The 12,685-nt window shown below is 59.5% G+C and carries 10 protein-coding genes; 2 read left to right on the top strand and 8 right to left on the bottom strand.

The features are described 5' to 3' along the window. Positions 1-229: 229 nt before the first annotated feature. The 6 genes from ATE48_RS12655 to ATE48_RS12680 form a co-directional block, all read right to left on the bottom strand. Positions 230-1,156 (bottom strand): alpha/beta hydrolase, encoded by a 927-nt coding sequence (locus tag ATE48_RS12655; protein ID WP_156767752.1) that lies wholly within the window; start codon positions 1,154-1,156, stop codon positions 230-232. After that, positions 1,153-3,525 (bottom strand): transketolase, encoded by a 2,373-nt coding sequence (locus tag ATE48_RS12660; protein WP_066772061.1) that lies wholly within the window; start codon positions 3,523-3,525, stop codon positions 1,153-1,155. The genes ATE48_RS12655 and ATE48_RS12660 overlap by 4 nt, the downstream gene beginning before the upstream one ends. An 18-nt stretch (positions 3,526-3,543) precedes the next feature. After that, entirely contained in the window at positions 3,544-5,079 is a 1,536-nt protein-coding gene (locus ATE48_RS12665) for an acyl-CoA synthetase (protein WP_066772066.1), read from the bottom strand. Positions 5,080-5,147: 68 nt separating this feature from the next. Continuing rightward, a complete protein-coding gene (locus tag ATE48_RS12670) occupies positions 5,148-6,248 on the bottom strand; it encodes a CaiB/BaiF CoA transferase family protein (protein WP_066772068.1) in 1,101 nt (366 codons plus the stop codon). Continuing rightward, positions 6,245-7,084 (bottom strand): M55 family metallopeptidase, encoded by an 840-nt coding sequence (locus ATE48_RS12675; RefSeq protein WP_066772070.1) that lies wholly within the window; start codon positions 7,082-7,084, stop codon positions 6,245-6,247. Before ATE48_RS12675 ends, ATE48_RS12670 begins: the two co-directional genes overlap by 4 nt. Before the next feature lie 2 nt (positions 7,085-7,086). Continuing rightward, positions 7,087-8,427, bottom strand: coding sequence for an aspartate aminotransferase family protein (locus ATE48_RS12680; protein ID WP_066775027.1), 1,341 nt, complete (start codon positions 8,425-8,427; stop codon positions 7,087-7,089). A 130-nt stretch (positions 8,428-8,557) separates the two neighbouring features. Here ATE48_RS12680 and ATE48_RS12685 point away from each other — a divergent pair, with 130 nt between their 5' ends. Beyond that, entirely contained in the window at positions 8,558-9,574 is a 1,017-nt protein-coding gene (locus tag ATE48_RS12685; protein WP_228126605.1) for an ABC transporter permease, read from the top strand. Beyond that, positions 9,571-10,365 carry an ABC transporter permease gene (locus ATE48_RS12690; RefSeq protein ID WP_066772074.1) on the top strand — a complete coding sequence of 265 codons (795 nt, stop codon included), beginning with the start codon at positions 9,571-9,573 and terminating at the stop codon, positions 10,363-10,365. The genes ATE48_RS12685 and ATE48_RS12690 overlap by 4 nt, the downstream gene beginning before the upstream one ends. Here the strand turns inward: ATE48_RS12690 and ATE48_RS12695 are convergent. Together ATE48_RS12695 and ATE48_RS12700 are read right to left on the bottom strand one after the other, a co-directional pair. Beyond that, positions 10,362-11,495: an NAD(P)/FAD-dependent oxidoreductase gene (locus ATE48_RS12695; protein WP_066772076.1), complete on the bottom strand. Its 1,134-nt coding sequence runs from the start codon at positions 11,493-11,495 to the stop codon at positions 10,362-10,364. The genes ATE48_RS12690 and ATE48_RS12695 overlap by 4 nt on opposite strands. Then, positions 11,492-12,679 carry an aromatic ring-hydroxylating oxygenase subunit alpha gene (locus ATE48_RS12700; protein WP_228126606.1) on the bottom strand — a complete coding sequence of 396 codons (1,188 nt, stop codon included), beginning with the start codon at positions 12,677-12,679 and terminating at the stop codon, positions 11,492-11,494. Before ATE48_RS12700 ends, ATE48_RS12695 begins: the two co-directional genes overlap by 4 nt. Between the last annotated feature and the right edge of the window lie 6 nt (positions 12,680-12,685).

A 12,685-nucleotide genomic window follows, 5' to 3' on the forward strand; every position in this document is an offset into this window, starting at 1 on the left:
AGCCTCGGCGGTTGGCGTCCATCGAGAATCGCTTCGACTAGGTCTGGCGCCAGAAAAGCGAGCGGCATCGACGCGTTCGAGCCTGAGTTTGTTTTTGGGATTAAGCTGACCCACCAATGCGTCGATAACAACCGATGATCATCCCGACGCGGAGTCGAACCGTTCTACGAAAATCGACATTGCTGGCGGCGTTGTCGGCCGGTGAAAGTCAACCTGCTTCGGTGGCAACTCACGACCGCTTTGACCCGGCCAAGGCGCGCTTCAGCGCATAGGCAGAGTTGGCACGCGCCTTGGTTGCCATGGTTGCGCTCGGCGCATGCATGAACCCGTGGACGCCGCCGGCGTATACATCGAATTCGACTTCAACGCCGGCCAACTCAAGTGCGCGCGCGAAGCGAGCGTTTTCGCTGAAGAATAGATCGCTATCACCAACCGCAAGATAGGTTGGAGGCATTCCCGAGAGGTCAGGCGCGCGGCCTGGCGCGGCGTAGATTGGAACGGAGGAGGCGGCGAGGGCGTCGCCGAGATAACAACGCCAACCGAACTGATTGCTTCGTCCGCTCCAGACCGGCACATTGTCTGCTCCACCGCTTGCAGCAGTGCGGTCATCAAGCATTGGATAGATCAGGTGGAGAAAGGCCGGCCGGTTTTTGCCGGCGTCGCGAAGCTTGAGCGCCAGCCCTGCAGCTAGTCCGCCGCCTGCGCTTTCCCCGATGACGCCAATGCGCGAGGTGTTAATGCGCCATCGTGCAGCGTCGGTGAGGAGAAGGGCAAAGGCGGCCGCACAATCGTCTAGAGGAGCAGGATACTGAGCCTCCGGCGCCAAGCGATAGTCCACGGATGCGATGATACATTGAGTTTCCGCAGCGAGCGCCCGCATCGATGGCGCGTCTGATTGAGCACTGCCGCCAACGAATCCACCACCGTGCATATGGAGGGCGCATGGCATTGCTGTGTGATCGCTAAGGGGGCGATGCATCAACAAGAGTACGCCCGGAGAACTCGGCAGTGTCACCGATTCAGAGATGACTCGTAGGTCATCCGGTTGTGCCACCACGCCCATCGTCATCTTGCGAAAGTCGTTGAGGGTTTCGGCGCTCAGATGGAAATTCTTGAAGCGCCCCACAAACTCGCAAAGCTCAGGGTCAATATTCACGAGCGCGGCGTCCGACGCCAACGGGCAGCTTGGTGCGCGGCAGCGATTACCGAGGCCGCATCAATTCCATGCTTGGCATAGAGGTCGGGTAGATCGCCTGACTCTCCAAAGCGCGTGACGCCCAACGCGTGCACCGGATGTCGGGCCACCGCGCCTATCCACGAAAGTGTGAGAGGATGACCGTCCACCAATGTTACCAGTCCAGCGTCTGCAGGGACGAGCGACAACAAGGACTCTACATGCGCCGTCCGGCGAATGCCTTTAGCGCGATCGGCACAGGACGCGTGCCAATCATTGTAGAGCCGGTCGGGTGAGGTGATGGCAAGCAGCCCAAGCCCTGGATAGTCCTCGATGAGGGCGGCAACGGCCTCCATTGCTTCTGGAGCAATAGCGCCGCAATAGGCGATTGCGACCGGACTTGAACCTTCTGGCTTGCGCAACCAATAGGCGCCTTCGATCAGGTCTGCTTCCTGTTCTTCTGTGAGTGTGCGCGGCAATTGCGGAATAGTGCGCGTAGAGAGACGAAAATAAACGGAGCCACCTTGTTTGGCCTGCATGTGGCCAAAGCCCCAGCGCATGAGCGTTGAAAGCTCATCGACATAAGCAGGTTCAAAATATGCCAGGCCCGGCTGGCCGATCCCGATTAGTGGGCTGTTGATGGATTGGTGAGCTCCGCCTTCCGGGGCAAGGGTGACACCCGAAGGTGTCGCGACCAGCATAAAGCGGGCGTCCTGATAACAGGCGTAGTTCAACGCATCGAGGCCGCGGGCAATGAAGGGATCGTAAAGCGTGCCAATCGGCAAAAGACGTTCGCCCCAGAGATCGTTAGCCAGGCCCAAAGCCGCCAACAATAGAAACAGATTGTTCTCAGCGATCCCGAGCTCAATGTGTTGGCCCGTCAAACCACCGCCCCATTTTTGCGTCGATGGGATTTTCGCGTCGCGAAAAACGTCTGGCGAAGGGGTGCGCCGAAAGAGGCCGCATAGATTTACAAACCCGCCAAGATTGGTGGAGACCGTGACGTCCGGCGAGGTGGTGACAAGTCGCGCGGCGAAGTCAGGGTCGGCTTTGACAAGGTCCACGAGAATACGCCCGAAACCCGCCTGCGTGGACATTTCGTCAGCGCGAGGTCGCGGAAAATTCTCACGGCCAGGGGGCTCAATGGTGGGCGCGACCGTTGCAGGGGGCTTTGTCGCGCGCGCAAAGGGCGTCGATGAAAGAAACGTGCGAAGCGCTGCGGCGTCCTGTGCGGCCAGTCCCGCAAAAGGGGCCCATTCATGTCCAACTCCGATCCCCATACTCTCCCGCAAAGCTTCGACTTGGGTCGGAGTCATTAGCCCAGCGTGATTGTCTTTGTGACCCGCGAACGGGAGCCCGTGGCCCTTGATCGTGTAGGCGGTGATTAGCGTAGGCGTGTCATCGTCCGCTGCTGCAAAGGCTTCTAGCAGCGTTTCCACGCAGTGGCCGCCGAGGCCCGTCATCAAAGCGGCGAGGCTGTCATCGTCGTATGATTCAATGAGGGCTTGGCCCGCGCGGCCAAGATCACGCGAGAGCCGCCCACGCCACGCACTCGCGCCTTGATAGGTGAGTGCTGCGTAATCTGCGTTGGCGCACTGATCGATCCAGTCCCGTAATTCGCTGCCGCCGGCGCGCGCGAACGCTTCTCGTTGCCGCTTGCCATACTTGAGCGTAACGACACGCCATCCTGCGGTGTCGAAGATGTCCTCGAAGCGGTCGAACATACGATCCGCGGTAGTCGCATCTAAGCTTTGGCGATTGTAATCGACGATCCACCACACATTGCGGATATTGTGCTTGTACGCCTCAATAAGGGCTTCGTAGATGTTGCCTTCGTCGAGCTCAGCGTCGCCAAGAAGAGCGATCATGCGTCCTTCGCGCGCGGGATCAAGCCGACCATGGGCTTTGAGATAATCCTGTGTCAGCGCAGCGAAAGCTGTGATGGCGACACCCAGACCCACAGAGCCGGTGGAAAAATCCACGTTGATCTTGTCTTTGGTACGAGAAGGGTACGATTGGGCGCCGCCAAGACTGCGGAAGCTCTGCAATTGCTCAAGGCTCTGGCGTCCGAGCATGTATTCGATCGCGTGCAACACCGGAGAAGCGTGAGGCTTGACCGCAACTCGGTCGGCTTCACGCAAGGCGGCGAAATAGAGTGTCGCCATGATGGTGGTCATTGAGGCGCACGAGGCTTGGTGCCCACCGACCTTTAGCCCATCGCGACTCTCCCGCAGATGATTGGCGTTGTGAATGGTCCATGCCGAAAGCCACCGAAGCCGCGCGTCGAGCAGCTCGAGCATGCGCACTTGTTCGGTGTTGGTGATGACATCAGGCGCAGTCAGAGTATTCATTTGGGCTGCTTTTAGACTTCAGATCTGACGATCGTGTCCGATCCAATAGGGCTCTCGCAGGCGGCGTTTAAAGATCTTGCCTGAATCTTCGCGTGGTAGAGCAACCTCGATCTTCACCACGCGGGGCAGTTTGAAATCTGCAAGTCGTGGCTGAAGAAATGCGCGCACGCTTTGGAGGTCGGGCTCGGCGCCTAGTCTGGGCTCTACAACAGCGCAAACTTGTTCACCAAACTCTGCGTGAGGTATGCCGAACACGGCGCAATCCGCGACTTCCGGCATTGAGAGCAGTTCGGCTTCGATCTCGGCCGGGTAGATGTTCACTCCGCCGCTGATAATGATGTCGCGGGCACGGTCGCGCAGAAACAAAAAGCCGTCGTCGTCGAGATAACCAATGTCGCCAAGCGATACGAAGCCGTCTCGTTCGATCGCAGCGCGATCTTTCTCGCGCTGATGATACGTAAAGTCGGGAAAGGCTGAGTTGCGGATGTAAACCTCGCCGACTTCCCCGGGCCCCAATATCGCACCCTCGGGCGAGATAATGCGGAGTGCGCAACCGTCCATTGCTTTGCCGACTGTGCCGGGTTTTGCGAGAGCTTCTTCAGATGTGCACGCGACTGCGCCGCCGGTTTCGGTGCCGCCGTAATATTCTCGGATGATCGGTCCCCACCATTCGATCATGGCGCGTTTTACGTTCGGCGGGCAGGGCGCAGCTGCGTGAGCGACAAACTCAAGCGAAGATAGATCATAGCCGCCGCGCGTCGCCTCCGGCAGCGCCAGAAGTCTTGAAAACATTGTTGGCACCATGTGCAAATGCGTGACGGCGTGCTTCGCAATAAGCGCCAGAAGCGCCTCTGGTTCGAATTTTGGCTGAAGGACCACCAGGCCGCCTGCGCGCGCTGCCCAAAGGCCGTAAAGATTCGGAGCGGCGTGGTACATCGGCCCCGTGATGACCGTGCGCACGGGTCGGGTCAGCGATAGTCCCAGTGCTGTTTCTACGAGGCGCGCCATCGACACTGCCATCGCTGTATCAGCCGGTGCGCGGCGAACCCCTTTGGGTTTGCCGGTGGTGCCAGACGTATAGATGATGGCGTTGCGACTGGGCGTAACTGGCCCGCTCCAGGGAGCGCTTTTAGCGATGAGTGCTTCCCAACGCAGCGATGCCTTGGGCGGCGGCGCTGGGGGCGCCGCCAAATCGTATGCGCGCACGATCTCGCTCGGAGTGTCTACGACAATCAGCTTGATGCCGTCTGGCAGTATCGCCCTTACCTCGCCGAGGAGGTCTTGGTGGACAATCAGTGCTTTGGCGGCGCTATCTTGCAGGATGTAGCTGATCTCATTGGCTTTGAAGTGCCAGTTGATCGGCACCGCATAGGCGCCCAGACGGTCCGCAGCGAAACTTGCTTCGAAGAATGCGAAGTCATTGCGCAAGAGCGTTGCGACGCAATCGCCTTCACCAACGCCTAGGTTGGCCAAGGCAGTTGCGCCCCGTGCAACTCTTTCATCGAGGTGCTGCTTATCGAGCCGCCGATCGCCGCTTAAAATCGCCCCGCTCATAAACCCGCGTCTCCGTGTCTGAACGTGAAGCTCTCATGTCTTGAACGATCGGTCAATTCATGCGGCGCTCAGTTTGCGATATCCCAATCGCGCCAAACGCTGCTTTCATCGGCGCCAACGCGCGGTGGTGGTCCCTGTATTGCGCCAGGTGTCTTGGAAAAACGCGGCGCAGGTGCGGGTTGGATATGGCCGTTTTGGGTGACGAAGGTCTGGCGCGCCTGATTGTGCGGATGAGCATGGGCCTCGCCCATGGCAAGCACAGGGGAGATGCAAACGTCCAAGTGCTGGAGGCGCGACAACCAAGATGCCTGATCTAGACTGAGAAAGATCGATTCTAGGCGAGCGCGCATTGCGGGCCAGTCGCGCTCGTCGTGCTGGCGAAGCGCAGCCTCGGCTTCGACGCCAAGCGCGTCCAACAGGCGCGCGTAGAAATGGTGTTCATAGGCGCCGACGGCGATGTAACCGCCGCACGCGCAGCGATAGGTGTTGTAGAAGGGCGCCCCGCCATCCAGGTCGTTGGCCTCGCGAGCATCGTTCCACGCGCCCATTATGCGTTTGCCCATGATCATGTTCATCAGTGAAGCGGCGCCATCACTCATGGCTGCGTCGACGACTTGGCCCTGTCCGCTTTCGCGCGCATGAATCAATGCGGCGAGCAACCCGAACGCGAGATAAAGCGCCCCGCCGCCCAGATCGCCGACAAGGTTGAGGGGCGCCATTGGTTTGTCAGCGGTTCCGATCGCGGCAAGCGCGCCGGAAATGGCGATATAATTGATGTCATGGCCGGCAAGGCGCGCAAGCGGTCCATCTTGGCCAAATCCACTCATGCGCCCGTAGATAAGCTTGGCGTTTCTGGCGAGCACAATTTCAGGACCGAGTCCTAGTCTCTCCATAACTCCGGGACGAAATCCTTCGATGAGGATATCCGCGCGATCGCATAGCGACAGCGCGCGCGAAGTCCCAACGCTGGTTTTCAGATCACATACAACCGAACGACGGCCACGTTCTGTTATCAGCGCTGGATCTCGATCTTTGGTGTCGGGACGATCGATGCGGACAACATCGGCTCCCAAGTCCGACAACAGCATCGCACAGAATGGCGCCGGGCCAATGCCCGCAAATTCGACAACCCGCAAACCCAAGAGAGGGCCGCTAGCACGACTGCTCACGGAGTTTCGCCGTATCGCGGCAGGCCGGAGGGAATGTAAAAGCTCACGAAACTGATGAACTTCATCAAGGTGACGGCGTCCTGGAAACGCGCCTCAACCGTGTAGGCATCAATGCTTTCAAGCCACGGCAGATAACCTAGCATTTCCGGTTGGCTGCGCTCTTGGAATTCAAGTGTCAGCAAAAGGCTTTCCGGCTGCGCCACGACCTTAGCGCGCTTCTCTCGCAGCGCCTTCTCCACGCCCGCCTTGATGAGTGCGCAAGACGCCTTAGGCGTAAGCGTATTGACGCTCGTCTTGCCGATGGCTTCCTTGGTGATGATTGTTTCGACCTCTGGCAGTGCTTGCCGCACATGAGCGATGTAATCATGGTCGCCGGAGCTAAACACGAGTGGTACGTCAAAATGCCCGGCCACTAAGGCATTGAGCGTCGTTTCTGATTGTGAAACGCCATTTACACGGATGTCGCGGAACGCGCCTGTGAAGGTATGGGCGAGCACGGCGAGACGCGCTTGCGCCGATCCGTGGTGACCGACAAAGACAGCCGCCTCGAAGGTCCCATGTTCGATCCCTTGCATTTGCAATAGGGGCCGCGGCCAAGAGCGGACGATGCGCACATTCTCCTTGAAGCGGTCGAGCAACAGCATGTGTGCGGTGCCGTGACCGTCGGCGACAACGAATTCGGTGGCGCCCGCCGCCTCAGCGCCCTCGATCGCAGCGAGAACCTCTTCGGTGTACCATTTGCGTCCAAGATCAAACTCAAAGCGGTTCGGGCCCGTGCTCGGCAAATGCGCGACGCCAGCAACACCCTCGATGTCGGCGGAAATAAAAATGCGCATGATCAGGCGGCCTTGCGGACAGCCGCGATCGCCTCGTCGATGCTTGGGGCAAGCTTGTCGACAATCTCGGCGACATGCGTTTCGTTGATGATGAAAGGCGGCGCTAACAGCACGTGGTCGCCGTTGACGCCATCTGCAGTGCCAAAGCCGGGGTAACAAATGAGGCCACGTGCGAAAGCGGTTTTCTGCAGCGTGTTCCAGAGCATGGTTTCTGCGGAAAACGGCGTTTTAGTCTCGCGATCCGCGACAAGTTCGACACCAATTAGTAGGCCGCGACCGCGAATGTCGCCGACATGAGGATGCTGGCCGAGCCGGTCGCGGAGCGCCTCGCGCAAGCGGACGCCCATTGCTTGCACATTCTCAAGCAGATTTTCTGAGCGGACAGTATCGATGACGGCTGTTGCTGCTGCGGCGGCGGTGGCGTGCCCGTTGTAAGTGTGCCCGTGAAAAAAGAAGCCCCGGCCGCGCGCTATAGTGTCGACTACGCCGTTGCTTACTAGGATCGCGCTAATCGGCTGATAACCTGCACCCAAGCCTTTTGCGACAACTGCAATGTCGGGCACCACGCCATCCTGTTCGCATGACAGATAGGTGCCCGTGCGACCGCAGCCGGAAAGAATTTCATCAAGGATCAACAACACGCCGTGCTTACGGCATACTTCAGCGATGGCTTTGAAATAGCCCGGAACAGGTGGCACGCAGCCTGCAGTCGCGCCGACAACGGTTTCTGCAACGAAGGCGGCCACTGTGTCGGGGCCTAGCTCTTCGATCTGCGCATTTAGTTCTTGTGCTAGGCGCGCGCCATAGGCTTCTGGGGTCTCGTCAACGCTGCGGTCGCGATACTCGTAACAGGGTGAGACGAAATGTGATTCCGGCAGGAATTGTTCGAAAAGCATGCGGCGGATTTGATTGCCGCTGATGGCGAGCCCGCCGATAGCGCAGCCATGGTAGCTTTGGCGGCGAGAGATAAAGCGCCGACGCTGTGGCTCGCCACGTTCATTGTGATATTGCAGCGCAAGTTTTAGCGCGCCATCCATGGATTCCGAACCGCCGGAGCCCGGAAACACCCAATCCAACCCAGGCGGCGTCATCGCCACCAATTTATCGGCGAACGTTTCCAGTGCCTCGGTGGTGAAATAGGCGTTGTAAACGTAGGCGAGTTTTTTTGATTGGTGCGCGATGGCTTCACTGATTTTGTGGGCGCTATGTCCCAAGCAAGACACTCCCGCTCCCGAGGCGCTGTCGATGTATCGTTTGCCTTGTGCGTCGATCAGGTAAGGCCCGTCTCCCGCCACCGCGACCGGGTAGGGCGTGTTGAGCAAGCGGTGCATGATGTGGGTCATGGCGTGGGCCTTTTGCGGATTCTGTCTTGTAATGTCCGAACGCTCGTTCAATGATAGGATGGGTTTCGTTTGCGGCGCAAGCGCTTCGGCGCGAGCTTGAGCAACGACATAGGCCAGGCGGAGCGGACGGGTGAGGCTGGCGGGCGTACTGGTTCGACGTTTAGCGATGCTTCCGCTTGTTTTGCTGGGAGTGGTGCTCGTCACCTTTTTCATATCACGCGTGGCCCCGGGCGATCCGGCGCAACTTGTGGCAGGCCCGCGCGCCAGCCCTGAAGCCGTCGCCGCAATTCGCGAACGGCTTAATCTCGATGCGCCGCTACCGGAGCAATTTACCGCCTACGTCGGTGCGCTCGGCAGAGGCGATCTTGGGCAGTCTATTATGTCCGACAGGCCGGTTGCCGAAGAAATTTTCAGCTACATGCCGGCTACCCTCGAATTGATGCTGTGCGCATTCTTGCTGACTGTGCTCGTCGGCGTTCCGCTCGGCGTGCTCACCGCACTTTACCGTGATCGCTTGCCCGATATTGGAGGACGAGTAGTCGCGATCGCCGGTATTTCGATCCCGACCTTTTGGCTCGGTTTGTTGCTGCTGTTGTTGTTCTACAGCGTACTGGGCATCGCCCCGGGCGCGGGTCGCCTTGATAGCAGCGTCGTAGCACCGCCAACTCAGACGGGCCTTTATGTTATCGACAGCTTGCTCGTTTGGGATGGGACGGCGCTTTCCAGCGCACTTCGCCATCTGGCGCTCCCAGCGCTGACGCTCGCCGCCGCATCCGTTGGCGTGGTAGTCAGGTTGGTGCGCGGCTCCATGATTGAGGTGCTGACGCAGGACAATGTGCGTACGGCTCGAGCCTTTGGCTTACCTAAGCGTCAGATCATTTTGCAGTATGCGCTTCCAAACGCCCTCGTGCCTTTTGTCACGGTCATGGGGCTTGAGCTGTCGTCACTTCTATTCGGATCGGTGGTGATCGAGAGTGTGTTTGGCTGGCCGGGCTTGGGAAGCTTCGTACTCGCCGCCATCCTGAATCTAGATTTTCCAGTGATCATGGGTTTTGCCGTGATTGCGTCTTTTGCATTCGTCGCGGCAAATCTGCTGGTTGATCTCCTCTACATGGCACTGGATCCGCGTGTGCGAGGGCTAGCATGAAGCTGCAACCGATTGCCCTCGGCGCTTGCGCAGTGCTTGTGCTCTTGTCGCTCGCCGCCATTGCGGCGCCTTGGATCAGTCCCTATCCGCCCGACGCGATGGATCTTCAGGCGATTCTGCGACCGCCTTCTTCTGCGCATTGGGCAGGGACGGATGAATTGGGACGCGATATTTTTTCGCGGCTCTTGCATGGCGCGCGACCATCCTTGTTGAGCGCGGTGGCGATTGTTGCCATCGGCGCTACCGTCGGCATGGCTGCGGGCTGCTTTTCTGGCTTGGTCGGCGGCATAGTGGATTCCGTCATCATGCGCTTGGTCGATATGATGTTGGCGTTACCGGGCTTGGTCATCGCCATGGCGTTGACGGCGGCTTTAGGGCCGAGCTTAGTCAACGCCGTCATTGCGCTCGGCATACTGTCGATCCCCGGATACGTTCGGCTGGCGCGTGGTCTGGCATTGGCGCTGCGAGAGCGTGAGTTTGTTCAGGCTGCCCGAGCGATGGGCGCGGGCGCCATTTTTATCGCGAGCCGCCACATCGCGCCGAATGTGGCGCCGGCGATGTTGGTGTACGCGAGCTTTCATTTTGGCGGCGCCTTGCTTGCTTCTTCAGCGTTGAGCTTCATCGGCCTTGGTATGCAGCCACCGCACGCAGAGTGGGGCGCCATGGTTGGCGGCGGCCGCGAATACGTGCTGGCAGCGTGGTGGTACGTGACGTTCCCGGGTCTTGTGGTGGCGCTTGGCGCGCTGTCCGCAAACATCCTTGGAGACGCTCTGCGGGATATGACCGACTAACTCGCGATCGCGGGTCGTCCGGGGGAGACGTGCTCGGGTGCAACGCCGAGTTCCGCGAGCACCGGGGGCCATTCTTGTTGAAGAATGAGTGCAGCGCTTGCAGCCGCCATAGCGGGCGATGTTTGCAGACCATAGCCGCCTTGTCCGGCCAGCCAGAAAAAACCCGGCGCGTCCGGCGCGAAGCCAGCCGTCGGCACGCGGTCTTTCACGAAGGAGCGCAGGCCCGCCCAGCGATGAGCGATCCGCGAAACATTCATCGTGGTGTACTCTTCGACGCGGTAGGCTGCGAGCGCGATGTCATAGTCCTCAGGTTGCGCATCGACGGGATCGCTGGGAATTTCATCGACCGGCGAGGCGAGCAGACGTCCCCCCTCGGGCAGCATATAGAATTCGTCGACCGTCGTTTTCACGAACGGCCAGTCACGCGTCTCGATGTGTTCAGGTGGGTCGAACGCAATAATCGTTCGCCGCAGAGGTGATAGACCGAGTGGTTTGACACCCGCTAGCCGCGCGACCTGATCTGCCCACGCGCCCGCAGCATTGACAACGACGCCCGCGCGCCACGCTTTGTCGCCAGACTGTAGAAGCCACGCACCGTGCTCGCGCGTTATCGAATCCACCCGCACACCGGTTTCGATCTGGCCACCATTGCGTCGCAGCGTGCGCGCGAAGCCTTGCTGCAGGGCATCGGCATCCAGTTTGCGACCGGTTTCATCCACCACGCCAGCGATGATTGCCTCTGGCCCAGTGCGCAGGACCGGGAGAAGATCCAGCATCTCCGGCACACCAACATGATGCACTTGATCGGAGAACATGCGCATGCCGTCGTAGAGCTTGTTCAAGCCTTCAATCATATCCGAGCGAGCAATCCAGAGCGCGGCCTTGGGTGTTGAAAGTGGCGCGCCTTGGTGCGACGTTTGCTCAAAGAAGGGGCGGCTGAATGTTGTCAACGCGCGAACCGTGCGATCGCCAATGCCGAGGTGATAGAAGGTCGCGCTGCGTCCTGACGAGTGATAGCCTGGAGCGGCTTCAGCTTCGAGCACGACAACGCGTGCGTGCGTTGAGAGCGCCGCTGCGGCTGATAGGCCGGCGATGCCGCCGCCTATCACCAACACGTCAAAGGAAGTCATTTGTTGCGGTCTCCTGGCTCGCCGCGCTCAAGCGTGTCCAACACCATGCGTTGAAAGTGCAGCACGGCGCCCTCCCAATACGGAGAGAAGCGGGTCTCTAGGCCCGCTCGATCGCGCGCGGTTGCGTTGTTTTGCAGGCTGAGCACAAAGTCATGATCCTGCTCAACCACTCTTGCCAGCGTCACGCCGCGTTGAACGCGCCACGCGTCGCGATCTTCCGTGCCAAACGCCGTAGGATGAAAGTAAAGTCGCGTTTCCAGGCGAGTACGCGCGGGGCCATTCGGAGTGAATACGCCGAGCATCAGTGAGTTTTCGTGGAGTAAAATCATCCCAGTTGGAAAGAGATTGAGCACGAACGAGCGGCCGCGTTGGGCTTCGTTCATGCGCACGCCTTCAATGCCCGCTGGACGGCGTATCGCACCGGAGCGTAGGGGCTCACCAATCGATGCAGCAAAGTTCGGTCCAGTCGCGATCGTGATTGGGCGTGCTGACACGCCTTCGAACAATTGCGGATGCGCCATTGGCAAGTGATAATCTTCCACGCCACCTTCGATGGCGATTTTCCAATTACCGGGGTATTCGCCAGACCATCTGGGTCCGGGCAGCAACTCGTCCAGCCCGATACCATCGAGCAGTTCATTCAGCGGACGCAGATGCTCTTCGATCGATGCTGCGGCGCCATCGAGGTTTACAAGCACCCAATCATGCCAACGGGCGCTGCGAACTTCGCGCAAACCTAAACTAGCTTGATCGAATCCTGGACATTGGTGTGTGGACTCTCCACCCAGCCGTGTGGCCACGCGAAGATCGCCGTTCAACTCATAAGCCCAGCCATGCCATGGGCAGACCATGGTCTGCGTGCGCTTTGGTGCAGTGACGACGGCCATGCCGCGATGGCGGCACTGGTTGTGAAACACGCGGATCGCGCCATCTTTTTGTCGCACCATAACGAGAGGCGAGCCGGCAAGATCGACCGGGAAGGCGTCGCCCGGTTCAGGCAGGTCGGCGCCCATGCCGATAACTGCCCAGGTTCTTGGAAAGAGCGCGCGCTGTTCGAGTTCGTAAAATCCCGCTGAGTAAGCGCGACCAGGCAGCCCTCGAGCCTCTTCGATTGGCGCCCGTAGCGCGGCGCGCTGTTCGGCGTCCACCCAATCATCCAGTGTTGTGTCGGCATGCTGCATCATTGGCAT

Origin of the sequence: Candidatus Viadribacter manganicus (genome assembly GCF_001679665.1) — a bacterium.
Lineage (GTDB): Bacteria > Pseudomonadota > Alphaproteobacteria > Caulobacterales > Aquidulcibacteraceae > Vitreimonas > Vitreimonas manganica.

Coding starts and splice junctions, on each gene's coding strand:
- ATE48_RS12675 (WP_066772070.1), bottom strand. CDS start 7,084: ATGCGCATTTTTATTTCCGCCGACATCGAGGGTGTTGCTGGCGTCGCG.
- ATE48_RS12665 (WP_066772066.1), bottom strand. CDS start 5,079: ATGAGCGGGGCGATTTTAAGCGGCGATCGGCGGCTCGATAAGCAGCAC.
- ATE48_RS12680 (WP_066775027.1), bottom strand. CDS start 8,427: ATGACCCACATCATGCACCGCTTGCTCAACACGCCCTACCCGGTCGCG.
- ATE48_RS12700 (WP_228126606.1), bottom strand. CDS start 12,679: ATGATGCAGCATGCCGACACAACACTGGATGATTGGGTGGACGCCGAA.
- ATE48_RS12695 (WP_066772076.1), bottom strand. CDS start 11,495: ATGACTTCCTTTGACGTGTTGGTGATAGGCGGCGGCATCGCCGGCCTA.
- ATE48_RS12690 (WP_066772074.1), top strand. CDS start 9,571: ATGAAGCTGCAACCGATTGCCCTCGGCGCTTGCGCAGTGCTTGTGCTC.
- ATE48_RS12660 (WP_066772061.1), bottom strand. CDS start 3,525: ATGAATACTCTGACTGCGCCTGATGTCATCACCAACACCGAACAAGTG.